This window comes from Cupriavidus pampae, assembly GCF_914271485.1.
In the GTDB taxonomy this organism is placed as follows: domain Bacteria; phylum Pseudomonadota; class Gammaproteobacteria; order Burkholderiales; family Burkholderiaceae; genus Cupriavidus; species Cupriavidus pampae.
This window is the reverse complement of the sequence record NZ_CAJZAG010000002.1, coordinates 193,969-218,514: the sequence shown is the minus strand read 5'-3', so window position 1 is coordinate 218,514 and position 24,546 is coordinate 193,969. Positions and strand designations below refer to the sequence as shown.

The window sequence follows — 24,546 nt, the reverse complement described above, 5'->3', positions numbered from 1 at the left end:
GCACAGAACAAGGCGGATTCCCCTTCCTTGAAGGGGCTTGACTTTAGTAATGCCGGGGAGCTTTGCCATGACCATTCGTCAGCGCATCGTGCTGCTGATCGTTCTGATGTGTCTGGCGTTGACCGCTATTGGTGGTTACGCCGTCCTGCAGACACGTTCCAGTGCCTCTGAAGTGAAATCGGTAACCGAGGGCGTGGTGCCCAGCGCCCTGGCCTCGGCCGACGTCGTGTCGCTCGTCAAGGACGTGCAGTTGGCCACCATGGCGCTGGTCTATGCGCCGGACGCCAACCTGCTGGCGCAGGCGCAGGAGGACCTCAAGGCCAGACAGACGGCGCTGCGCGAGGCGCTGGCGCGCCAGGCACGAGATGCCGCCACGCATGCGCAGAAAGGGCTGGTGACGCAGGCCGATGAAAGTCTCGCCAACTATTTCGATGCGATCCGCGAGACCGCCGAGATGAAGGCGGCCGGGCGTGACGAGATTGCCCAGGCATTCCTGTATGCCAACGTGGCGCGCTATCGCGACGAGATGGAAAAGATCGTCGATACGCTGCGGGTGGAAAAGAATCGCGAGAAGGACGACGCGATTGCCACGCTCAACGGCAAGCTGGACAGTGCGGCCGGTACGATCGGCCTCGTCAGCGCGGCAGCCGTGATATTGCTATCGCTGGTCGGCTGGCTGCTCCATCGCCAGATTGCCCGTCCGCTCACGCGCATGCAGGCCACCATGAGCGAGATTGCGACGAGCCAGGACTTTACGCGCCGCATCGAAGTCGGCCGCATGGACGAAATCGGGCATTCGATCGTCGCGTTCAACCAGATGATCGAGCGCATTCAGGAGAGCGCCTCGCTGCTGCGGCAGAAGACCACCGATATTCAGGCGATCCTGCAGAACATGCAGCAGGGCATCCTGACCGTGGTGGAGGGCGGCGTCGTGCATCCCGAATACTCGGCCTACCTCGAACAGATCTTCGAGACCGACGACATAGCCGGCCGCAACTTCATGGAACTGGTGTTCGCCGACGCCGGGCTGGGCGCCGATGCAACGTCACAGGTGGATGCGGCTATCGGGGCTTGCCTGGGTGAGGACGGCATCAATTTCGTCTTCAACGAGCATCTGCTGCCGACCGAAGTCGAGAAGCGCCTTGCCGACGGACAGGTCAAGGTGCTGGACCTGAGCTGGTCGGCCATCACCGACGAGCGCGATACGATCGTGCGGCTGATGCTGTGCGTGCGCGACGTGACTCAGCTGCGCGAACTCGCGGCGGAAGCCGACGAGCAGCGCCGCAGCCTGGAGATCATTGGCGAAATCCTGGCGGTCGGTGAAGAGAAATTCCATCGCTTTATGGACAGCGCGCACGGCTTCGTGCACGAGAACGAGCACATCATCCGGCAATCCACGGAAGCCGACGATGCCGCCATCGCCGCGTTGTTCCGCAACATGCATACGATCAAGGGCAATGCCCGCACCTACAAGCTCCTGCACCTGACCGACGTGGTGCACGAAGCCGAGCAGCGACTCGAACTGCTGCGCAGCCTGGAGCGCGAAGCCAACCCCTGGAACCCCGATGCGCTGCTGAAGGATGTGGCACGCGTGCGCGACACGCTGGCACGTTATAGCGAGATCAACGAGGACAAGCTGGGCCGCCGGCGTGCGCCGGGCCGGCCGATCGCGACAGCAACCCAGCAGCCCGAGGCCGGACTGGGCCATGTGCGTGCCAGCCTGCGCCTGCTCGAGGGCGCGCGGACCGACAACCTCGACGAGCTCGTGTCGATGCGCGCGGCGGTGCACCGCATCCTGCGCGTGCTCGATGCCACCAGCCTGAACGACGTGCTGACGCCGGTGGTCGAGGCATTGCCCTCGCTGGCGGCGGAACTGGGCAAGGCCGCACCAGAGGTCATCATTCAGGACAACGGCTACCGTCTGCGCGCGGAAGTCACCGGCATGCTGGAAAACGCCTTTATGCACCTGCTGCGCAACGCGATCGACCATGGCATCGAGACGGTGCAGGCGCGTATGGCGGCGGGCAAACCGGTGGCCGGACGCATCCGCATCGAGGCGGGGGTCGATGGACAGGCGCTGCAGATCACGGTGGCCGATGATGGCCGCGGCCTCGCGCTCGGCAAGATCCGCGCGACCGCGGTGGAACGCGGATGGATTCCCTCGCATACCACGGTCAGTGACGAGGCCATTGCCGCGATGATCTTCGAGCCTGGCTTCTCGACCGCCGATACCGTGACCGCGATTTCGGGCCGCGGCGTCGGCATGGACGCCGTGCGCGAGTTCCTGTCGCGCTCGGGCGGCGATATCTCGCTGCGCTTTACGGACAATCACGTGGGTGCGCCGTTCCGGCAGTTCCAGACCGTGGTGAGCCTGCCCGAGACCTTCGCGGTGGACAGCGTGGCAGCACTGGCCGAGACGTCCGCTCACGTACGGAAGGACACAGTATGAGTGAGTACCTGATCGGCGCGTTGCTGGGAGCGGGCATCGTGGCCATGCTCGCCTGGTTTGCGTGGCGCCGTGAAGTCCAGCGCACCGCCGCGCGCATGCAGGCGATGCAGGACGACGCACTGACGCCGCTGCAACAGGCCAACGCCGAACTGCGCGCGGAGCTCGACGGTTGCCAGCAGGACATGGCGGCGCTGCAAGTGGAACTGCAAGGGTTGGAGGCCGTATTGGCCGAGCAGTCGGCGGTACTGGCCTCGCGCGATGCCGAATTGTCGGGCAGCCGCCAGCAGCAGACCGACGCGCTGCAGCAGGCGCGCCGCATCGCCGAGGAAATGGCGCGGCTACGCGGGCTTGCGCACACGTTCGAGCGCTGGCATGAGCAGATGATCTCGCTGATGGCGCGCAATCAGGCCATGCACGAGCAGAACATGGAGCTGGCCTCGATCGTTCGGCACGTGGTGATCGTCTCGCTCAATGCCTCGATCGAAGCCGCACGTGCGGGTGCCGCTGGACGTGGCTTTGGCGTGGTGGCGAGCGAGGTCCGCGCGCTGGCCGCGCGTTCGGAGGCGCTGTCGAAAAGCTATGGCGACAGCCTGCATCTGAGCGATCTGACCACCACGGCGACGTTTCAGGATATTCAGGCTGGCGGCAAGATGGTGACGGCGTCGCTGGCCAGCGTCGCGATACTGGCCGAGCGCTTCGAGGAGGCCTGTCAGTGCGCGGCGGCATGATCAGCGTGGCAGCACGCCAGAGCTTCGAGACCGTGTTGCAGCGTGCCGTGCGCGCGCGGCTGGTGCTGAGCGGCGAGCCGTGCGCGATTACGCGGGTGGACGTACGCGCGGACGAGGTGACGCCGGACAAGGTGACGCCCGATGAGGTGACGCCAAACGATAGCGTGGTGGCGCTGACGATCTCGTCGATGGGCTTCCGCTACATGCTGTTTCTGCGCTTCCTCGGCGATGCGGCATCGGTGCGGTACTTTGCGTCGGGCGCGGCTGACGATTTCCGCGATGCGGTGCTGGAGCTCGGCAATCTCTGCTGTGGCGCCATCAATCAGGAGCTGGTGGGGCACTTCCCTGACCTCGGCATGTCCACGCCGTATGTGCTGGACGGCCATTGCCTGCACCATGTGGACAGTCTGAAGCCCGACTATCGCGCGGATTTTGACGTGACGCTCGATGCGGCGAGCGGCGAGGCGGTGCTGGTCGGCGTGACCATGTGCCTGTTCACACGCGTGCCCATCGACTTCCATGCGGGACACGAAGTCGAGATGGCCACGAGCGACGGTGAACTCGAATTGTTTTGAAATACTGCAGGAGAAAACCTTGGCAAAGATTCTGGTAGTGGACGATTCCAGCGCGGTGCGCGATGAGGTGGCGACGTTTCTGCGCGGCAACGGCCTGGACGTGCAGACCGCGGTGGATGGCAAGGATGGCCTGTCGCGGCTCAAGGCGGACCCTGGCATCCGCCTGGTCATCAGCGACGTCAACATGCCCAATATGGATGGCCTGACGATGGTCGAGAAGATCCGCGGCGAACTCGGTAACAAGAGCCTCAACGTGGTGATGCTGACCACCGAAAGCAGCCCGGCGATGAAGGATCGGGGCAAGGCGGCGGGCGTGAAGGGCTGGATCGTCAAGCCGTTCAAGGGCGCCGCGGTCCTCGAAGGCTTGAAAAAACTGGCGGTCTGAGCGGGCTTCAGGCCGGATGCTGGTGCAGGTAGCGCGTCAGGGCAGCGACCAGTGTCGCGATCTCCTCGTCGCTGGTGTAGTAATGCGGCGTCAGCCGTAGCAGCGTGCGCGATGCGGGCGCGCCGAAATCCCACGGCGTGTGCTGCAACCCTACGGCAGCCGTCTGGATATTTTGCGCGCGCAGGGCATCGGCGAGCGGTTCGGCGCCCGGAAGATGCGCCGGCAGTGCGTACGTGATGAGCGCGCTGTTATCGGCATCGATGGCCTCGCGCGGCAGCCAGCCGCACGCGGCCTCGATGGCGGTCACGATGCGGCCGCGCACCTGTGCGATCGTCCCCGCGATGCGATCGAGTCCAATCTGCTGCGCATAGTCGGCCGCGGCCCGGAATGCGAGCTTGAGGCCGGGATGTATTTCACTCGGCTCGAAGCGTGCGGCGCCATCGCGCACGCGCATGCCGTCCGCGGTCCAGTACGCGCCATGGACATCGAGCCCATCCGGCAGATCGAGTTGTCGCAACGCGCGCGCGGAATAATGCGCGGCGGCCATGCCACGCGGGCCGCGCAGCCATTTGCGTGGCGGAAACAGCAGCACGTCGGCACCGCTGGCGTGCACGTCGAAAGGCCGCTGGCCGATCAGATGACTGGCATCGAGGATAAACAGGCCGTCGCGTGCGTGCACGAGATCGCCAATGCCATCGAGCGGCACCAGGGTACCGTGCGCGGCGGAGACGGCGGGCAGCGAGACGATCGGCAACGCGCCGGGCGCGACGCGCTCGAGCGCTTGTTTGACTGATGCCAGCAGTGACGCGTCATGTTCGGACGGCAGGACGGTCAGGTCGAGCCGCCCCTTGCGTTGGGCCACTTGCAGGCACGCCGCGTTGGCCGCGTACTCGGCTGCGGCGCTGATCACGTGGACCGGCCTCGACGACTGTAGTGCCGCACCGAGCGCGGTGGACCACGCCGCGCTCGCCGAAGGGGCGAGGGCGATGGAGTCCGGCGGCACCTCCAACAATCGTGCAATGCTGGCATGCACGTCACCGAGCACGTCGGCATGCTCGGCCAGCGCGCGATGCGGTCCCACCGCGCGTTCGCGCTCGAGCCAACCGGACAGCGCGTCGAGCACAACGGCGGGCGCCAGGCTCGCGGAGCCATTGTTGAAGTGCGCGGTGGCGCCATGACTCGGCGTCTCGCGGCGAATGCGCGCCAGCGCGTCGTCATCGAGCGCGCGCCACGTGGTGGGTCCGGATGTCGCCATGCAATCCTCTGCCAAAACAGGCGCGGTCGCGCCTTGCATCGCGCATGGTACATGAGGCCCCGACACCCGCAATATGAAGTCAAGAGCGCTCGCAGGGGCAAGAAAGCGATCCACAAGGAGGCTGCGCTGAAAAAGATCCCCTGAGCGGGTGACACGCACCTTGCATGTCAAAGGCAGACGCGTAATACTGTATATCCATACAGTATGTCGTCCAGCCCCCATGGAACTGCTCACCAAACTCGAAATACTGGCGGATGCCGCCAAGTACGACGCCTCCTGTGCGAGCAGTGGCGCGCCCAAACGCGATTCGCGCGGGCGCGAGGGGTTGGGTGCAAGCACCGGCGCGGGGATCTGCCACAGCTTTACGCCCGATGGCCGCTGCGTGTCGCTGCTCAAGATCCTGCTGACCAATTTCTGCCAGTACGACTGTCAGTATTGCGTCAACCGGCGCACGAGCAACGTGCCGCGCGCGCGTTTTCTGCCCAGCGAAGTCGTCGATCTGACGCTCGATTTCTACCGCCGCAACTATATCGACGGGCTGTTCCTGAGCTCGGGCATCATCCGCAGCGCCGACTACACCATGGAGCAACTGGTCGAGGTGGCGCGCTCGCTGCGCGAGGACCACCAGTTCCGCGGCTATATCCATCTGAAGACGATTCCCGATGCCGACCCGAATCTGATCGACGCGGCCGGCCTGCATGCGGACCGGCTCAGCGTCAATATCGAGCTGCCGACCGATGGTGGCCTGCAGCGGCTGGCACCCGAGAAGAGCGTGCATACGATCAAGCGCGCGATGGGTACGATTCGGCTGGCGCAGGAAACGTTCGAGGAGGAGAAACGCGCGCCGCATCATGCGCCGGTGTCTGCCCCGGCCGGGCAGAGCACGCAGATGATCGTTGGCGCCGACGAGGCCGACGACCGCACCATCCTGACGACCGCGCAGACGTTATACGGCGCTTACAAGCTCAAGCGCGTCTACTACTCGGCGTTCAGCCCGATTCCCGACAGTCCCTCGGCGTTGCCGGCGCAGGCGCCGCCGCTGCTGCGCGAGCATCGGCTGTATCAGGCGGATTTTCTGCTGCGCGGCTATGGCTTTGGGGCGGAGGAATTGTTTCAGGCCAGCGGTAACTTGCCGCTCGATATCGATCCGAAGCTTGCATGGGCGCTTGCGCATCGGGAGTCGTTTCCGGTGGATCTGAATCGCGCACCGCAGCGCATGATTGCACGGGTGCCAGGCATCGGCATGCGGAATGCGAAGCGGATTACCGAGCTTCGGCGCTTGCGCGCGGTGCGATATCAGGACCTCATCCGACTGCGGTGCGCGATGGATACGGTCAAGCCGTTTATCGTCGTGCAGGACTATCGGCCCGCGCTCGCCGATCCGACCTCCGAGCAACTGCGACGCGTGCTGTCTCCGCTGCAGCCGATGCAGCAGCAACTCGCGCTGTTATGACGGCGTCCGCGCGCACGCTGACCGTCGAGTGCACGGTCGGCGGGGGGTATGCCGCGTGGCGAGAGCAAGCCTTGCGCGCACTGGCCGCGCAGTGGCCGCCGGAAACCGTGACATGGATCGAACACGGCCCCGGGTGCGCAAGCGCGATGGAGCAACTGACGCTGGCCGCCCCGGCTTCCGAGTCGGCATTGGAGGTAGCGATGCCACTGCCGGGCATGGTGCAGGTCCGCATCTCGAAAGCCCTCGGCCAGCTGCTGCGCGACGCGGCGCGGTTTCGTTCGCCGGAGCGCTGGGCCTTCCTGTACCGCGTGCTATGGCGCTGGCAGCAGGGCGACCGCGCGGTGGCCTCGGCCGCCGACGAGGATGGTGCGCGCCTGTACGCGATGGCCAAGTCAGTAAGACGCGCCATGCACGACATGATTGCGTACGTGCGCTTTCGCGAATGTGGCGGCCCGCCGCCCGGGCCCGAAGCCGACGCCATTGCCGAGGGAGAGGTGGCCGGTGGCCTGCCGCAGTTTGTCGCCTGGTACGAGCCGGACCACGACGTCCTCGAAGAAGCCGCCGAGCATTTCGCGCGGCGTATGGGCACGGCGTCATGGTGGATCGGCACGCCGCAGGGCGCGGCGTTATGGAACGGCCAGACGATGCAGCTATCGGCCGCACCGGACGACGAGATTTCCGATCCAGCGACATTACACTCGGCCTCCGCTGGCGACCGCGCCGAGCCACTCTGGCTCGCGTACTACCGCAGCACCTTCAATCCCGCACGTATCAACGAGGCCGCGCTGCACCAGCATATGCCAGTGCGCTTCTGGAAGGGCCTGCCCGAAGGCGCGCTGATCCCCGGCATGGTCGCCGAGGCACGCAACGGCGCGCGCCGCGTGGCGCAGGCCAGCGCGGTGGGCACCATGCGCGGCAAGCAGGTGGCCGTCGATGCGGAACAGGCGCAGCCGCAACGCGCGGTGCCGACCTCGCTCGATCAATGCCGCCGCTGCGAACTCTGGGAACACGCCACGCAGGCCGTGGCGGGGCATGGACCGGTCTCGGCGCGCATCATGCTGGTGGGCGAGCAGCCCGGCGATCAGGAAGATCTGGCTGGCCGCCCATTCGTCGGTCCCGCGGGACAGGTGCTGAACGATGCGATGCGTCGCGCCGGCGTATCTCCGGACACGGTCTTCATGACCAACGCCGTCAAGCATTTCAAATGGATTGCCAATGGCAAGCGGCGCCTGCACAAGACACCGGCGCAGAAGGAAGTCGATGCCTGCGCGCACTGGCTCGAACAGGAACGCGCGCGGGTGCGCCCAGCCGTGATCGTGACGCTCGGTGCCACCGCATTGCGCGCGATCCTCGGCCACAAGGCGGAGTTGCGCGATTATCTCGATACGCCGACGCGCCTCGACGATCGCACGTGGCTGGTGGCCACGTGGCACCCATCGTATGCACTCCGCGCTCGCGAGCCCGGCGCGCAAGCGCAGATCACCGCGGCGATCCAGGCCGCCATCGATTGCGCACGCCGGCTGACTGACCAGACTGATCGCATCTGACTGGTTACAACTCCCGGCAGTCGGGGCCGGTGTTCCATCTTCACAGCGTTTAACTGCACACCATCGTACGGGATGCTAGCTTCTAACAAAATAACGTTGGAGAAAAATCGATGTTGAAGCATGTTGTGCGAACGCTGGCGACCACGCTGGTACTGAGTATGGGGATGGGAGTGGGCGTGGCCCACGCGCAAAGTCCGCAACCCACTACCTCCGCGCCCCCGGTGACGATGGGGCAGATCAACCTGACGTTCTACGTCGCCACCGGCGCGGTGGTGCAGGCCGTGCTCGAAGACCTCGGTCACAAGGTGACCGTATCCGAGGGCAATCACCCGACCATCTACGATCGCCTGGGCAAGGGCGAGGTCGATATGCTGGTGGCGTCGTGGCTGCCGAATGCGCATGGCAAGCTGCAGGCGCCTCTGGCGAGCCAGCTGGTGGAGGCCACTACGCTGTATGAAGGCGCGCGCCTTTACTGGGCCGTGCCCGCGCACGTGCCGGTGTCAGCGGTGCGCTCGGTGGATGACCTGCGCAAGCCCGAAGTGGCCGCGCGCATGGACAAGGACATCATCGGCGTGGGTCCCGGCTCGGGTTTGATGGTGGGCTCGGGTGAAGTCATGAAGCGTTATGGGCTCGAAGCGGCCGGCTACAAGCTCGGCATTGCGCCGGCGCCCGAGTGGGCCAAGCGTCTTGGCGATGCCACGGCATCCGGCGCGTGGATGGTTATGCCGCTGTGGCAGCCGCAGTATCTGAACGCGGTGTATCCCGTGCGCGTGCTGGAGGAACCGCAGGGCGTGTTTGGTACCGACCGCGCGGTGGTGGTGGTGCGCAAGACGGTGTGGGAGAACTGGCCCGCGCGCACACGCACGGTGCTATCGCGCGTGCAGCTCGGCATTCCGGTGGTGACGGAGCTGGAGCGTCAGATCGTCGTCGACAAGAAACCGTCGGCGACGGTCGCGCGCGAGTGGATGCGCGCGAACCCGGACATCGTCAAGGCGTGGTTCGCACCATGACGATGGCTTAGTAGCTCAGGCGGCGCTAGCAAGGGCCGCTTCCAGCGCTTCGGTGGCCGCGGCGCGGGCGCTGCTGACGTCGAGCAGCGTCTTGCGGAACGACTCCACCAGCGGGCGCAGGTTCACGCGATGCCACGCGGCCCACAGCGGTGTGCGATACGAGAACCATGGCAGCTCGTGCAGCACCACGCCATCGGGTGCCTGATGGCGCAGGCTCTGCTGGATCGTGGTGACGCCGAGTCCGGCGGCGACCAGACCCAGCGCCGCCAGTGGCTCTGTGGCCTCCATCTTGATGGTCGGCGTAAAGCCGGCGCGTGCGCACGCCGCGATAAACGTGTCGTGTCGCAGCACGCTCTCCTTGTGCATCACGCCGATCCAGTCCTGCGCGGCAAGATCTTCTGGCGTGAAATGCGTGGCATGGGCGAGCGCATGCGTGGCGGGCAGCACGAGCAGCATCGGATCGTTCAACACCTGCGCGGCATCGAGTTCGGGATCGTCGGGCTCGGGCGGTTCGCAGACCAGCGCGATATCGAGGCTGCGTTGCCGCAGACCCTCGAGCTGCGCGGCCGACTGCTGGTTGTACAGCGCGATATGTACGGCGGGGCGCGTCTCGCGCAACTGCCGCAGCGCATTGGGCAGCACGCCCGAATGCATCGCGTATTCGAGATACCCGATGCACAGGCCACCTTCGTCGCCGCTGCCCAGACGGCGTGCGAGCGATTCGAGCCGGCTTGCGTGCGTGAGGAAGGCGCGCGCTTCAGCCAGAAACACGCGGCCATCGCGCGTGAGGCGAATGCGCTGCTGTGCGCGTTCAAACAGCACGAGGCCGAGTTTCTCTTCGAGCTGTGCGATCTGGCGGCTCAGCGGCGACTGAGAGATATGCAGCCGTTCGGCGGCACGGCCGACGTGCTCGTCTTCGGCGACCGCCACGAAATAGTGCAGTTGGCGGATATCCAGCATGCGAGTACTCCTGATGATTCAAGTCCCCTGCATTCTGTCCCGAGCGGCGCCGCGCCGCAACTGTGTGTTGAAGCGCGGCGACCGTCAATCACTTACTTGGATGCGCTCTTGAACACGCGGCACTGACTGTTGCTGACAGGCAGGAACACTTCATCGCCCGGCAGTGTCTTCTCCAGCGCGTAGAGATCCCATGGGCCCTTCGATTCCTCGGGGTTCTTTACGCGGAAGTAGTAGTAGTCATGCACCATGCGGCCATCGGGGCGCAGCTTGGGGTTGCGCACCACATCGTCCTGGATCGGCAACTGGTGCATGGTGCGAATGGCTACCTGTGCGTCGTCGGACTTGCTGGCTGCCACGGCCTTCAGATAGTGCAGAACCGACGAATAGACACCGGCGTGGGTCAACGATGGCGGCCCCTTCTTGTAGATGTCCATAAAGCGCTTGCTGAAGCGGCGCGTGCCATCGTCGATATCCCAGTAGAAGCTTTCCGGGAAACGCAGCCCCTTGGCCTGTTCGAGCCCGATGCCCTTGATCTCGTAGACCGTCGGGAAGAACGCGGCCTGCATCTTCTTGGCGCCGAGCTTGAACTGGCTGGCGGTCTTGATCGCATTGGCCGAGTCGGCGCCCGAGTTGACGTACGCCACCACGTCCGCGTTGGCTTGCTGCGCGGCGATGACCTGTGACGACATATCGCTGCTGTTGAGCGGATGCTTGGACTCGCCCACGGTCTGCGCGCCAATCGCCTCCAGCTGCTTGCGCGCTTCAGCGGCCGCCGCATTGCCGTACGCGTAATCCACCGTGATGAAGTACCAGCGCTGCTTCGGCTGCGCGATGCCCTTGATGGCCGCGGCGGTCTGCGAGTAGGTATCCCACATCCATTGCACCACGTACTCGGGCTGGCAGTCTTCGTTGGAGATGCGCACCGGGCCGCCCGCGAACAGCGCGGCCTTCTTCTTCTGCACCGCCAGGTTCTGCATGGCAAGGGCCACCGCCGAGTTCACCATGTCGGCATAGGCATCCACCTTGTTGACGTCGGCCCATTCGCGCGCCTTGGCGAGCGCGATATCTGTCTTGTTCTGGTGATCGGCGGACAGCAGCTCGATCTTTAGTCCCTTGCACTCCTTGGCCAGACATTCGTCGATCGCCATCTGCGCGGCGACGATCGAGCCCTGACCCGAGAACTGCGAGAACGCGCCCGACAGGTCGGTCAGCAAACCGATGCGGACCACGCCATCGGAGATCTCCGCCTGTGCGCCACCGGCGCCAAGCAGTAGCGCGGAAGCGGCGATCGACTTCACCAACGATCGGGACAGCACACCATTGAAACGATGCTTCATGATTTCCATTCCCCCTGAAAGTGCTGAACGTTTAGTGCGCGCTGGCCATCCCGCCGTTGATCACCATTTGATCGCAGATGTCGGCTTCCACCAGCTCCGGGCTGCGCTCGCGCGCATCGCCGTAACCGCCGCCACCGCCCATAAACACCTTGACCCGATCGCCCTTGCTCAGCGTGACGATCGACTTCGATGCCAGGCGCTCGGTCACACCGTTACGCGTGATCTCGCAATAGCCGCGCTTGCCTTCTTCGCCGCCGAAGAGCCCACGTGGTGCATAACGGTGACGGTCCGCGTAGATCGCAAATACCACGCCATCCTTCAATACCGAGTACTCGCGGCTGAAACCGGCACCGCCGCGGTGCTTGCCGGTGCCGAACGAGTCGGCCTCGAGTGCATAGCGCTCCAGGCGGAAGAAGTCGTACTCCATGTCGAGCGCTTCCGCGGGCGTGTTGGCGCAGTTGGAGAGCGGCGAGTCCACCGCATCGCAACCGTCGCCGTGCTGGGAGGCACCGTAGCCACCACCGAAGATTTCAAGATAGACGCTGTAGCTCTCGTCGCGCTGGATGGAGAAACACGCGGCGGTCAATGTGTCGAAGCCCGTGGCGATGACCTTCTCGGGCACCACCGTGGACAGCGCGCGCATGACGGCGTTGTAGATGCGGTAGTTGGCCTCCAGGCGCGCGCGCACCGGCGAAGGCGGGGCCGGGTTCAGGATCGAACCGTACGGCGCCGAGACGCGCACCGCGCGCAGAATGCCGTCGTTGAACGGGATATCCGGCGAGGTCAGGATCGACTTGACCACCGTCACCGCAGCCGAAACCGTGCACGAGTAGGGCGAGTTCAGATTGCGGCGCACCTGCGGGCTGCTGCCCTCGAAGTCGATGTCGATCGAATCGCCGGCCACGGTCACCTTGGCCTTGATCAACAGCGGCTCGTCGCTGACGCCATCGTCGTCGATCATGTCCTCGCCGTAATAGACACCATCGGGTACCTGCTGGATCGCGGCGCGGAAGCGGCGCTCCGAGTAGTTGACCATTTCGGCCATCACTTCGGTGACGGTGGCTTCGCCGTACTTGTCGCACAGCTGCGTCACACGCGCGTTGGCAATCGCATTGGCCGCGAACATCGCGTTCATGTCGCCGATGGTCAGGTCTGGTACGCGGATATTGGCGCGCACCAGTTGCTCGAACGGGCCACCGTCCCAATCCTGCGACTTCGACCACTTGGTCAGCGGCAGGCGCAGGCCCTCCTGATAGATATCGCTGGCACCGGGGTCGAGACCCGGGGCTCCGCCACCGAAGTCGATCTGGTGCGCGACGCTGGCCGAGAAACCGATCAGTCTTCCGGTGTAGAAGATCGGGCAGAAGATATAGACGTCGGGCAAGTGCTGACCGCCGGAGTACGGATCGTTGGTGATCATGAAGTCGTCCGGCGTGATGGTCTCGGCCGGATACTGCTTGAGCATCGCCTTGAGCGTCATGCCGATCGGGCCCAGCTGGATCGGAATGAGCTCGGCCTGGGCGACGATGTCGCCATGCACGTTGGCAATCGCGGCGGAGCCGTCGCTGGCCTCGCGCAGGATCGTGGTGTACGCGGAGCGAATCAGCTTGACGCCCATCTCGCGGGCGGCCGCGAGCATGCTCTGGCTGATGATCGCGTTATCGAACGGATTGACCGACATGCTCAGGCCTCCTTGGACAGAATCAGGTTGGATTGCGGATCGACGGCGGCCTTCCAGCCAGCGGGCACGAGGACCGTGGTGGTGTAGTCCTCGAGCACGGCCGGGCCTTGCACCGCCTGCTGGCGGGTAGCGAGTCCGGTGACGGTGCGGCGTGCGCACGGTGCCCATTGGGTGCCGTCGTACAGCGCGGGCTCGCCGGGAGCGGCGTCGGTGCTGCCGGTGCCGCCCGCGTTTTGCGAGGTGGCCGCGAGCGGCGGGGCGGCCAGCGTGGCGCCCACACGCAGCGCCACCACTTCCATCGGACGGCCCGACTTGTCGCTATGGAAATAGATGCGGTGGTGCGCGTCGATAAACGCGGCCTCGAGGCTGGCGCGATCGAGCTTGGCGAGTGCCGCCGCATCGAGTTCGAGCGGTACTTCGAAGGCCTGGCCGACGTAGCGCATCTCGAGCGTGAAGCCGAAGGTCAGCGGCTGGTCGAACGACATGCGCACGAACTGCGCCTCGAGATCGTGCTTCATGGTGGCGAAGCGCGTACGCAAGTCGCCGCAGGTATCGTCGCCAACCTGCACGCGGTGCGTGGTGGTCTCGTACTTGATGAAGTCCGAGGCCAGCAGGCCGTGCGCCGAGGTCACGCCGGGGTTCGGTGGCGCCACCACGGTGTCGATGCCGAGTTCCTCGGCAATCTGGGCCGCCTGCATCGGGCCGGCGCCGCCAAACGGCACCAGCACGTAGTCGCGCGGATCGCGGCCGCGCTCGGTCGATACCAGCTGGATCGCGCGCACGATATTGGCGTTGGACAGGCGCACGGCGTTGTACGCCACGGCTTCCACCGGCAGCTTGAAGTGCGCGGCCAGCGCATCGAACGCGCGGTGCGCGGCGGCCACATCGAGTGACATCTGGCCGCCGAGAAACGCTTCCGGACGCACGGTGCCGAGTACCACATGTGCATCGGTGATGGTCGGCTGCGTGCCGCCCTTGCCGTAGCACGCGGGGCCAGGCTGCGCGCCGGCGCTCTCCGGGCCCACGCGCAGCATGCCGCCGTCGTCGATCCAGATCAGGCTGCCGCCACCGGCGCCCACCGACACGATATCGAGCACCGGCGTGCGCACGGGCAGGCCGTCGATCTCGGTTTCCGGCGCCAGCGTGGGCTTGCCATCCTGCACCAGGCACACATCGGAACTGGTGCCACCCATGTCGAACGTGATGATATTGCGGTAGCCGGAGCGCACCACCTGGCGCACCGCGCCCACCACGCCTGCGGCGGGGCCCGAGAACAACGCGCTGATGGCGTTCTCGCTCATCGCTTCTGCCGGCAGGCGGCCGCCGTTCGACTGCATCACGGAGAAGCGGCCACGGAAACCTTCACGCGTCAGGGTCTCGGTCAGGCGGCCAAGATATCCAGCGATCACGGGCTGCACGAAAGCCGATAGCACGGCGGTGCTGGCGCGTTCGTATTCGCGGAACTCGCACGCGACCTGATGCGAGCACGTGACCACGATGCCAGGCAGCGCATCGCGGATCAATTGCGCCAGGCGCAGTTCGTGTTCGGGGTTACGGTAGGCATTGAGCAGGCAGATCGCCACGGCATCGTAGGCACCGGCCTCGAGCAGCGGCAGTACCTCGGCGCGGAAGCGGCGCTCGTCGAGGGCGCGTTCGACGGTACCGTCGGTCAGCACGCGCTCGTGGGCTTCGAAGCAGGCACGACGCGGCAGCGGCGGGGCGGGCTTCTTGTAGAACAGGTCATAGATCCGACGGCGATCGTGACGCTGCAGGAACAGGATGTCGCGGAAGCCCTCGGTGGCGACGAAGGCGACTTTGCCACCCTTGCGCTCAAGGACGGCGTTGGTGGCTACGGTCGAACCATGCGCGAAGTCCTCGATCTGCGAGAAATCGATGCCTGCAGCACGCAACGCATTGACGACGCCGATATCCGGCGACGACGGCGTACTGGGCACCTTGATGACGCGAACTTCACCGCCGCTGTGCGCGACGAGGTCCGTGAACGTTCCTCCCACTTCCACTCCAACTTTCATTGCGTTTCCCCTCACCAAGAAAGTGCATGTATTTAATCGCTATGCGATATACTGTGTATGGTTAGCGATTACGAAAAGTTTATGAGCAAGTAAGCGTTCGGTAAACGCTTATCGGCGTTCGCATTTCGATTAAGTTGTAACCAATTAGAGGTTGACGCATGGACAGCGATCTCAAGGATTCGCCGATGTTCAATCAGTCAGTGGAGAAGGGACTCGCTGTTCTGGCGGCATTCGGCGCGCGCAACCGGCACATGAGCCTGGGCCAGATCGCGGAGACGGTGGGTATCACGCGCAGTTCCGCGCAACGCATCGTGTTCACGCTCGAGGCGCTGGGCTACGTGGCCAAGGATCCGTATACGCGGCGTTATGAACTGGCGAACAAGGTCATGGAGATTGGCTGCAACTACGTGGCCTCCAACACGCTGATCGACAGCGCCAACCCGTTTCTGTCGGCGATGAACAGCAACTGCGACGAGACGGTGTCGCTGACCGAGCCATGCGGACTGAACATGGTCTATGTGGCCTCGTTCACGAGCCGCAAGCCGATCGTCGCGCATCAGGCCATCGGCAGCCGCATGCCGATGTATTGCACGGCCGCCGGCCGCGCGTATCTGGCGGGATTGCCCGAGGCCGAGATCCAGTCACTGCTGCGCGATTCGGACATCAAGCCGCTGACTTCGCACACGAACCTCGATCGCGAAGAGATCTTCAAACAGGTGCTGGAGGGCAGGGCACGTGGCTACTCGATCAACTTCGAGGAGTACTACATCGGGCATCTGAACGTGGGCGCTCCGGTCTACAACAAGGATGGCCGCGCGGTGGCGGCGGTGCACGTGGTGGCGCCGGGCAGCCGCTGGACCGCCGACGAGGTGCTGGGCAAGCTCGGGCCGATGGTGCGCGAATGCGCGGGCGCCATCACCAATGCCGTGCGCGCGCACTGAGGCGCGAATAATCCTCGCCGCCCCAGACCGGGGCGTGGCGCGGTTTCAGCAAGGCAGTTCGGTCGCCATCACAGTAACGGCCGCGGCACGTGGCAACGGCAGCAGCGGCCGCGTGGCAATCATCAGCGGGGCCTCGACCGTCACGGTATCCGCCAGATTGGTGGTTTCGGCCAATCGCATCGCCGCATACGTGCGCGTGGTGTCCAGCAAGCGCAATCGCGTGCGGCCGCCGACCGTGTTGACGGTGACGAGCGACTTGTCGATCAGATCGCCGATCGACTCGGCGGCCTCCGCTGTCGTGCACAGGTCGTCGGCGGCCACGGCAACCGCCGCGTCGAGCGAGAACTCGCCGGTGAAGACACTGAGCCGGTACAACACCAGACGATCGCGCGCGGGTAGCAGGTTGCAGCTCCAGTCGAGCATCGCCTCTACCGTACGGTGCCGTGGCGCGGCATCGCGGCGGCCACGCCAGCGCAGGGCCAGCTGGTTGCCCAGCAGATCCGCCACGCCCTGAATGCCATAGCGACCCACGCGGCTCGCCACCAGTTCGATCGCAAGCGGGTTGCCGTCGAGGCGCCGGCAAATGCCCGCCACCACCGCGGCGTGCTCGTTGCTCAGCGGCGGATGATAGCCGCCTTCCAGCGCGCGCTCCATGAACAGCTGCACCGCCGGCCAGGCCAACGCCTGCCGCGCGGTCAGACGCCCGGTATGCGGCGGTGACCCCAGCGGGCGCAGCAGATAGACCGATTCGCCATGCACGCGTAGCGCTTCGCGGCTCGTGATCAGCAGTCGCGTGTAGGGAGCGTGCGTGACCAGTTGCTCGACCAGCGCGGCCACCGCTTCGATCAGGTGTTCGCAGTTGTCGAGCACGATCAGCATGCGCCGCTCGCTCAGAAAATTAAGTAACTCCTCGAGGCGATCGCTGCCCGTCACATGCAGGCCCACGGCAGCGATGACGAGGTCGAGCACCATCACGCCATGCTCGACGGTACCGAGATCAACAAAACACGTGGCATTGGCGTACTGGTGCATCGCATGCGCGACCAGCACCGCTAGCGTGGTCTTGCCCACACCGCCGGGCCCCACCACGGAGACAAAGCCGCGGCTGGTCAGCATCGCCGATAGTTCGATGATCTGTTCGCCACGGCCGAGTGCGCGTTCCAGCGGTGGCGGCAGTGGACGGGGTACGCCAATGCGCCGCACCGGCGTGGCGGAGCGCTCGGCCGGAATGCATTGCAGCGGCGCCACGAAGCAATAGCCACGGCCGGCGATGCTCGCGATATACCGCACGCCCGCAATGCCGCAGCCCAGCTTGCGGCGCAGATTGGCCATCTGCACTCGCACGTTGGAGTCTTCCACGACCAGGTCGGGCCAGGCGATGGACATCAGGTCCCGATGAGACAGCACGTCGCCGGCGCGATCCACCATGGCCACGAGCATGTCGAAGGCGCGGCTACCCAGCGGCACGTCGACGCCTTCGCGTTGCAGCACGCGTGCCTGCGGATATAGCCGAAACGGGCCGAAAACGAAAATGTCGCTCATGATGTAACCCGTTTTACCGGACCTGCCGTGGATGCGTGGTTAAGTCGGGTAAATCGCGGTAAATCCTTCTGAAACGTGAGAGTGCCCTCACCCCCGGCCCCTCTCCCCGAGGGAGAGGGGAGCAAACCATTGGCGCGCGGGGCGCTCCCTTCAGGGAGAGGGAGCACAACCGTCAAGCGCGGTCGATGGGCAGCGGAGCGTTCTCGGCGACGAGGCGTTCCGCGCGCAGGTCGCGCCAGAAGTCCGCGGGGATGACTTCCGCGAGCGCGGCGACGTCTTCGGCGATGCGCTCGGGCTTGCTGGCACCAGGGATTACCGAAGCCACGGCGGGGTTCGCCAGCACGAACTGGAGCGCGGCGGCCTTGATGCTCACGCCGTGACGGTGGGCGACGGACTTAATGCGTTCGACCTTGGCGATGATTTCCGCCGGCGCCTTCTGGTATTCGAAGTGCGCGCCACCGGCCAGAATGCCGGAGCTGTACGGACCACCGACGACGATCTCGGTATTGCGCTCGGCCGCCTTGGGCATGACGCGCTGCAGCGCACGCTCGTGATCGAGCAGCGAGTAGCGGCCCGCGAGCAGGAAACCATCGGGTTGTGCTTCGCCCAGATCCAGCGTCAGTTCGATTGGTTCGACCTTGTTGACGCCAAGACCCCAGCCCTTGATCACGCCTTCATCGCGCAGACGGGTCAGCGCGCGGAACGCACCCTTGCGGGCGGTTTCGAAGTACGACAGCCATTCGTCGCCGTAGAAATCCTGCGCGATATCGTGAATCCATACCAGATCGAGGCGGTCGGTCTTCAGGCGCTTGAGGCTGTCCTCGATCGAGCGCAGCGTGGCGTCGGCCGAGTAGTCGTTGACGATCTTGTTGGGTCGGCCCGCGGCGAACACGCCACTCTTTTCGCCCAGCGAGCGGGCGCTGGCGTCCTCGACTTCATCGAGGATGATGCGGCCGACCTTGGTGCTGAGCACATAGGCGTCGCGCGGACGCTGTGCCAACGCCTCGCCCAGACGGATCTCGGCCAGGCCGGCGCCATAGAACGGCGCGGTGTCGAAGTAACGCACGCCCTGTGTCCAGGCGGCCTCGACGGTGGCTTGCGCCTCCGCTTCGGGAATGGCGCGGAACATATTGCCCAGCGGGGCGGTGCCGAAGCCGAGTACGTGGCCGGCCAGTGTGTCGCGAATGCTCATGATGAATTCCGAATCTCGTTAAGAAGTGGATGAAGAGCAGTCTAGGATGGGGACTTGAGCCTGTCCAAGACGGAATATGGAACAGTTGAGTCGTTGCAGGTCTCAATCTCGGCGCGGAGACCTGTCTTAAGGGGGCGCTTCACGACGATTAACCCGCCTTTCACGCATCGCACTTCGGTCTCGACCTAGTATGGCCGTATCGGTCAGCCAGTGAGGGTCACGTGAAAAATCCAGCCGTAGCGAGTCACTCGTACTCCGACGTGATGCCCATCGAGGATGCGACCGTACTGATCGTCGACGACGATGCGGGCGTGCGCATCGCGCTCTCCAACCTGCTGCGTTCGGTCGGCCTGCGCTATCAACTGTTCGCCTCCGCCGAGGAGGCACTGGCCGTGACGCCGCCGGAAAGCCCCGCCTGCATGATTCTGGATGTACGCCTGCGCGGCCTCAGCGGCCTGTCGCTGCAGACGCGGCTGGCACGTACGGAGCGCGCGCTGCCGATCGTTTTCATTTCAGGCTATGCGGACTTCACGATGGGTGTGGCGGCGATGAAGGAAGGCGCCATCGACTTTATCGCCAAGCCGTTTCGCGATCAGGATCTGCTTGACGCGGTGTACCGTGGGCTGGATGTCGATCGAGAACGTTATCGCGCAATCTGTCATACCGCCAACCTGCGCGCACGCCTCGCTTCGTTGACCCCACGCGAGCGCGAGGTGATGGTGCTGGCCACACACGGACTGCTCAACAAGCAGGTGGCGGAGCGCATCGGCATTAGCGAGGCGACGGTCAAGATGCATCGCAGCCAGGCCATGCGCAAGATGCAGGCGGCGTCGTTTGCCGAACTCGTGCGCATGGTCGATGTGCTCGATATCTGTCCGCCGGAACCCGCCGAGTCTCTGGTAGAGGCGACGGTGGAGAGGCGTGCGGAGGCCCGGGTGGAAGCTCGGGGGGACGATCGGCGAGCTCAGGAGCGTTTTGCGGCGTATGCCTCGGCCAGCGCTTTCAGGCCGTCCTCGTAGATGCCACGGAACAGTCGGCTGGCTTCCTCGTCGCTGATACCGTGGTTCGGCGTGAAGCGGCCCGACCATTCCACGCGCGTGGCGCGGCCGCCATCGCGCGCCACCACGCGCAGCGTGGACAGGTAATCGGTAACCGGAAACGGCGCCTCGAGAATCGCATAGCTGTAGCTGCGGCCCGGTTCGTCGAACGATATCAGGCGCTCGACGATCGCATCCCCGTTGGGATTGGCAAGCCGGCGCACCCGGCCGCGGTCGGTCAGCTCGCTTTTGGGAATGTAGGGCAGCCAGTCGGGCAGCGAGTCGAAGCCGCCAATCAGGTTCCATACCTGATCGGGCGGCACCGCAAGGTCGATGCTGGCAGATGCCTGGGCCATGGCGTGGTCTCCGAAAAAAACGGTCAGTGGCCCTGACACTTTTGCACGTCCCGCGCGCGAGCGTGCGTTAAGGTTGGTTAATCGCGGTGAAGCAACGACAGTGGCACCAGCAATTCGCGGGCGGCAATGTAGTCCGCGCTGCGATCGCCCTCGGTAAAGCGCGCGAGAACGGGCGCCAGCAGCGCGAGCGCCTCCGCGGCGCGATCCTGCTCGGTCCACAGTCGCGCCAGACTGATGGCGGCGCGCAACTCCCACGACAACGCGTGCTGATGGCGTGCCAGATCCACCGCCTGCCGCAGATGCGCGGCCGCGCCCTCGAGATCGGCTTCGCTGGTGCGCTGCAGCTCGCCCTTGATGCGCAGCAGTTCCGGCAGGCACCAGCGCTCGCCGCTGCGCGCCGACCATGCCAGCGCCTCGTCGATCGTCGCCTGTGCCTCGGCAAACTGGCCGGCGGCGCCCATGCCTTCAGCCAGCACACCGAGATAGGCCGGATAGCGCAGCCGGAAGCCGCTGTCCTCGAGCGCATCGAGGCCGCCGCGCATCACGCAAATCCCCGTGAAGTCCTGCTGACGCAGGCGCAGCATGCCATCGAGCACCGTCGACAGCGCATTCCAGAACGTGACCGGTTGTCGCGACAGATGCTGCGCGAGCATGGCCTGTGCCCGCTGTGCGGTGGGAATATCCCCGACCAGCAGCGCGATCGGGCACATCGCATGTACCAGCGCGTTGGACAGCGACAGCGCATGGTGCGTGCCCTGCGCGTCGTCGAGCGCGCGACGCGCGGCGGCCATGGCCTGATCGGGGTAGCCCTGTAGCCAGAGCACGTTGGACAGCGTGCCCAACGCGGCGGCGCGTTGATCGAGCTGGAAGCGCGCGATATGCGAGCGATGCACGGGCGAGACATACTGGCCGAGCATGCGGTCGAGATAGCGTCGGGCCTGATCCTGTTCACCGAGGTAGCGCAGTGCCGTCGCGCTCATGCGATCGACGCTGAGCTGCGCCGCGCGATCGCCCTGATCGCCAGCCACCTCACGGAAGCGCGCGGCGAGGTCGAGCGCGATGCGATGCTCGCCCACGTACGTGTGATATACCGACAGGCCCCACAGCGCGCGCAACTGATATTCGCCATCGCCAAGCTGCTCCGCGAGTGCCAGCGCGCGCGTCCACACGCGACCGGCCTGCACGGTTGGGCCATGCGCATACTGCAGCGCCGCACCGAGTGCCGCGTTGAGTTTCATCTCGTCGCGGTCGGCGCCGCGTACGTTGCTCTCCGCGCCATCCCGTGTCCGCTCGGTAATGCTTGCCAGCGCGCGTTCGGCGCATTGGCGGCATTCGTCGAACAGCGCCAGATGCATCCACAGCGGGATGGCTGCGACAGTCAGCGAAATGCCGAGCTCGATATCGCCAGCGACGGAAAACGCCCAGCGTAGCGCGGCCCGCACGTCGTCGATCTTGCTGCCGTAATCGGCCAGCCATGCCGCGGTGGGACGCGCCTCCCATTCGGCGGCGGCGCGGATCAGCAGATCGCGATGGTGTTCGGCATGCCGGCGCACGCAACACTCGAGCTCGCCTACGGCCAGCAGCTTGTGCTGACCGTAGGCGCGCGTGGTATCGAGCAGCCGGTAGTACACGAAATGTCCGGTCACGTCCGCCACCAGCAGGGACTTGGCGACGAGGTTGGCCATGGCCTCGACGACTTCGGACGGATGCGCCGATGGTTGTCCGGGGGCCACATCGAGCGAACCTAGCGCGGCGGCCGTCTCACGCGTGAATGGGCCGATGCAGACCGACAGCCGGCGCAGCAGCGTCTGCTCGCGCACCGGCAGGTACTCGTAGCTCCAGTCGAGCGCAGCGGCCAAAGTGCGGTGGCGGGGCAGGGTGCCGCGCCGGTCCTGATACAGCAGGCGCAGACGATCCTCGAGCAGCACCGACAGGTCGTGGATGCTGAAGGCATCGAGGCGCGTGGCGGCCAGTTCGATGGCTAGCGCAATGCCGTCCAGCTTGCGGCAGATCTCGGCCACCACCGGTGCGTCGGCATCGCGCAACTCGAATCCGTCCACGCATTCGGTCGCGCGCTCGACGAACAATTGCACGGCGGGATAGGTCAGTGCCTCCGTGGCGGTGAGTGTCGTGGTGGCCGGTGGCAGGTCCAGCGGTGCCAGACGATAGATGACCTCGCCGCGCACGCGTAGCGATTCGCGGCTGGTGGCGAGAATGCGCACGTCGGGCGCGCCGGAGACGATCTGCTCGGCGAACGTGGCCGCGGCGTCGATCACGTGCTCGCAGCTGTCGAGCACGATCAGCATCGGCCGTTCGCGCAGGGACGAGATCAGCGCTGGCAGGGCATCGGTACCCTGCACCGAAAGCCCCAGCGCGGCGGCGATCGTGCCGCCCACGAAGTGGCTGTCGGGCAACGGCGCCAGATCGACAAAACGGACCTCGCGCTCGTTGCTGGCGATGACCGCATCCGCCACCGCCAGTGCGACCGTGGTCTTGCCGATGCCGCCGGGCCCGACCACGGTGACAAAGCGGCGTTCCCGCAGTTGCATCATCAGCGCGTCGATGGCATCGGCGCGGCCGATCACGCGAGCGGTCAGCGCGGGCAGGTTGTGAGGCAGCGGCACCGATTCCGTCGGTTGCATCGGTGAAGTCGTGCCCGCGACCGGCGCGACGAAGCGATAACCGCGGCCGATTACGGTCGCGATATAGCGCTGGCCCGGCTGACCATCGCCGAGCGCGCGCCGCAGCGCGGCCATATGGACCTTGAGGTTGCTGTCCTCGACGACGACGTTCGGCCAGGCGCGCGACATCAGTTCGGCCTTGCTGACAAGCTCGCCCGGACGCTCGACCAGTGCGGCAAGGATCTCGAGGGCGCGCCCGCCCAGCCGGACCGGGGCATCGCCGTCGAGCAGCAGTTGCCGGCTCGGGATCAGCCGGAACCGGCCGAAGGCGTAACCGAGCCCATCGGCACTGGCTGCGTTCTCCGAGGTTGTCGTTTGTCCTTCAGTCACCGTCTCTGGCCAATGATTGCCTCGCGCATGGAGCCGCGATGATAGCGGATAGATATTGCGTTGCGGGGTTCCCCCCATTAAGCCCTTCACCGTATTTGACTACGCTTAACGGGAGCTTCGCCGCCCTGGCCGATAGCATCGATCTGTTGCAATGTTCCTCAAGCATGGGAGAAAACATGTCAGATGAAAATATCGGCGGTGCCGATCGCCTCGACAAGGTGAGCCGGCGCGATCTGTTGATGGCGGCGGGACTGGCCTCGGTTGGCGGTCTGGCCGGTGCGCTCGCGGCACCGACGTCCGCTGTGGCACAAACCGCACAGCCCGCACCGCGCGCGGCATCGGGTAACACGGGCACCTCGTTGGGCGCACGACTGCGCGGTGTCCAGCATTTCGGGCTCACGGTACAGAACATGGATCGCGCGTTCGAGTTCTACACGCAAGTGCTGGGCGGCACCGAGATCCTGCGCGATGGCAATTTCAGCGGCGACCGCATTCAGAACACGCTGCTGCTGGCCGAGGAAATCCGCGCGCGGCAGGAGCACGTGAACCCGCGCGCGATCGGTGTACCCGATCTGCGCAGTGGCGCGCAGCGTCTGGACGTACGCTTCGTCCAGTTCGACAACGTGGTGCTGGAGCTGCTGCAATATCGGGACCGCGATCAGCCGCAGGGCACCGGCGACAGCTATGCGCCGCCGCACAACCTGACGAGCCCGGCGTATCCGCGCTCGATGCATATCTGCTTCTACATCCGCGACGACGTGGACTTCAACCAGTTCGTGCGCGATCTGGAGGCCGAGTCCGCGCGCCGCGGCATGACCAACGTGAAGGCCAACCGTATCGTCACTGCCGCGACCGATCAGGCGCGTCTGGCGCTGCCGCTGGATACCAACACCAACCGCATCACGGAAGGTCCGTCTGACGGCTGGTCGCTGATCTACTGCAAGGGCCCCGAGGGCGAGCAGCTCGAGTTCGTGCAGGTGCTCGGCCGTGCCAAACAGACGTTTGGCAACGCCTACGAGACGCGCCGCCGCGCGGTGGGCGGCGGCACCTAGTT

The 24,546-nt window shown here is 65.3% G+C and carries 19 protein-coding genes; 10 read left to right on the top strand and 9 right to left on the bottom strand.

Features of this window, described 5'->3' with window-relative positions:
- The first annotated feature begins 67 nt into the window (after positions 1-67).
- From LDO41_RS05200 to LDO41_RS05185, 4 genes are read left to right on the top strand one after another with little or no spacing between them, the layout of a single operon-like run.
- Positions 68-2,449: an ATP-binding protein gene (locus LDO41_RS05200; RefSeq protein WP_223982842.1), complete on the top strand. Its 2,382-nt coding sequence runs from the start codon at positions 68-70 to the stop codon at positions 2,447-2,449.
- Positions 2,446-3,177, top strand: coding sequence for a methyl-accepting chemotaxis protein (locus LDO41_RS05195; protein ID WP_223982839.1), 732 nt, complete (start codon positions 2,446-2,448; stop codon positions 3,175-3,177). Before LDO41_RS05200 ends, LDO41_RS05195 begins: the two co-directional genes overlap by 4 nt.
- Positions 3,162-3,752 carry a hypothetical protein gene (locus LDO41_RS05190; protein WP_223984315.1) on the top strand — a complete coding sequence of 197 codons (591 nt, stop codon included), beginning with the start codon at positions 3,162-3,164 and terminating at the stop codon, positions 3,750-3,752. The genes LDO41_RS05195 and LDO41_RS05190 overlap by 16 nt, the downstream gene beginning before the upstream one ends.
- A 19-nt stretch (positions 3,753-3,771) precedes the next feature.
- Positions 3,772-4,137, top strand: coding sequence for a response regulator (locus LDO41_RS05185; protein ID WP_223982836.1), 366 nt, complete (start codon positions 3,772-3,774; stop codon positions 4,135-4,137).
- A gap of 7 nt (positions 4,138-4,144) precedes the next feature.
- Here the strand turns inward: LDO41_RS05185 and LDO41_RS05180 are convergent, their stop codons facing one another.
- Positions 4,145-5,392 carry an aminotransferase class V-fold PLP-dependent enzyme gene (locus LDO41_RS05180; protein ID WP_223982833.1) on the bottom strand — a complete coding sequence of 416 codons (1,248 nt, stop codon included), beginning with the start codon at positions 5,390-5,392 and terminating at the stop codon, positions 4,145-4,147.
- A 220-nt stretch (positions 5,393-5,612) separates the two neighbouring features.
- Between LDO41_RS05180 and LDO41_RS05175 the strand changes: the two genes are divergently transcribed.
- From LDO41_RS05175 to LDO41_RS05165, 3 genes are all read left to right on the top strand, one after another.
- Entirely contained in the window at positions 5,613-6,845 is a 1,233-nt protein-coding gene (locus LDO41_RS05175; protein ID WP_223982830.1) for a putative DNA modification/repair radical SAM protein, read from the top strand.
- Complete coding sequence (locus LDO41_RS05170) at positions 6,842-8,392, top strand: UdgX family uracil-DNA binding protein (RefSeq protein WP_223982827.1); 1,551 nt, start codon at positions 6,842-6,844, stop codon at positions 8,390-8,392. Before LDO41_RS05175 ends, LDO41_RS05170 begins: the two co-directional genes overlap by 4 nt.
- A gap of 110 nt (positions 8,393-8,502) precedes the next feature.
- Positions 8,503-9,402, top strand: a complete 900-nt coding sequence (locus LDO41_RS05165; protein ID WP_223982824.1) for a glycine betaine ABC transporter substrate-binding protein — start codon at positions 8,503-8,505, stop codon at positions 9,400-9,402.
- 15 nt (positions 9,403-9,417) lie between these two features.
- On the opposite strand, the gene LDO41_RS05160 is transcribed toward LDO41_RS05165, so the two are convergent.
- The 4 genes from LDO41_RS05160 to LDO41_RS05145 all read right to left on the bottom strand — a co-directional run bounded on the left by LDO41_RS05160 (position 9,418) and on the right by LDO41_RS05145 (position 15,413).
- Positions 9,418-10,362, bottom strand: coding sequence for a LysR family transcriptional regulator (locus LDO41_RS05160; RefSeq protein WP_223982820.1), 945 nt, complete (start codon positions 10,360-10,362; stop codon positions 9,418-9,420).
- A gap of 92 nt (positions 10,363-10,454) precedes the next feature.
- The gene (locus LDO41_RS05155) at positions 10,455-11,699 is read right to left on the bottom strand and encodes an ABC transporter substrate-binding protein (protein WP_223982817.1); all 1,245 of its coding nucleotides are present in this window, start codon (positions 11,697-11,699) and stop codon (positions 10,455-10,457) included.
- 31 nt (positions 11,700-11,730) lie between these two features.
- Positions 11,731-13,380: a hydantoinase B/oxoprolinase family protein gene (locus LDO41_RS05150; protein WP_223982814.1), complete on the bottom strand. Its 1,650-nt coding sequence runs from the start codon at positions 13,378-13,380 to the stop codon at positions 11,731-11,733.
- Positions 13,381-13,382: 2 nt separating this feature from the next.
- Complete coding sequence (locus LDO41_RS05145) at positions 13,383-15,413, bottom strand: hydantoinase/oxoprolinase family protein (RefSeq protein WP_223982811.1); 2,031 nt, start codon at positions 15,411-15,413, stop codon at positions 13,383-13,385.
- A gap of 158 nt (positions 15,414-15,571) precedes the next feature.
- Here LDO41_RS05145 and LDO41_RS05140 point away from each other — a divergent pair, with 158 nt between their 5' ends.
- Positions 15,572-16,354: an IclR family transcriptional regulator gene (locus LDO41_RS05140; protein ID WP_223982808.1), complete on the top strand. Its 783-nt coding sequence runs from the start codon at positions 15,572-15,574 to the stop codon at positions 16,352-16,354.
- A gap of 45 nt (positions 16,355-16,399) precedes the next feature.
- Here the strand turns inward: LDO41_RS05140 and LDO41_RS05135 are convergent, their stop codons facing one another.
- Both LDO41_RS05135 and LDO41_RS05130 read right to left on the bottom strand, forming a co-directional pair.
- On the bottom strand, positions 16,400-17,896 hold the full coding sequence (locus LDO41_RS05135; protein WP_223982805.1) for an ATP-binding protein: 1,497 nt from the start codon (positions 17,894-17,896) through the stop codon (positions 16,400-16,402).
- 172 nt (positions 17,897-18,068) lie between these two features.
- A complete protein-coding gene (locus tag LDO41_RS05130) occupies positions 18,069-19,088 on the bottom strand; it encodes an aldo/keto reductase (RefSeq protein ID WP_223982802.1) in 1,020 nt (339 codons plus the stop codon).
- A 221-nt stretch (positions 19,089-19,309) separates the two neighbouring features.
- On the opposite strand from LDO41_RS05130, the gene LDO41_RS05125 reads away from it, so the two are divergent.
- Positions 19,310-20,107 (top strand): response regulator transcription factor, encoded by a 798-nt coding sequence (locus LDO41_RS05125; RefSeq protein WP_318036271.1) that lies wholly within the window; start codon positions 19,310-19,312, stop codon positions 20,105-20,107.
- Here LDO41_RS05125 and LDO41_RS05120 read toward each other — a convergent pair.
- Both LDO41_RS05120 and LDO41_RS05115 read right to left on the bottom strand, forming a co-directional pair.
- A complete protein-coding gene (locus tag LDO41_RS05120; RefSeq protein WP_223982799.1) occupies positions 20,053-20,481 on the bottom strand; it encodes an SRPBCC family protein in 429 nt (142 codons plus the stop codon). The two genes, LDO41_RS05125 and LDO41_RS05120, sit on opposite strands and share 55 nt — an antisense overlap.
- A 77-nt stretch (positions 20,482-20,558) precedes the next feature.
- Positions 20,559-23,492, bottom strand: coding sequence for an ATP-binding protein (locus LDO41_RS05115; protein ID WP_223982796.1), 2,934 nt, complete (start codon positions 23,490-23,492; stop codon positions 20,559-20,561).
- A 176-nt stretch (positions 23,493-23,668) separates the two neighbouring features.
- On the opposite strand from LDO41_RS05115, the gene LDO41_RS05110 reads away from it, so the two are divergent.
- Complete coding sequence (locus LDO41_RS05110) at positions 23,669-24,544, top strand: VOC family protein (protein ID WP_223982793.1); 876 nt, start codon at positions 23,669-23,671, stop codon at positions 24,542-24,544.
- Positions 24,545-24,546: the final 2 nt, after the last annotated feature.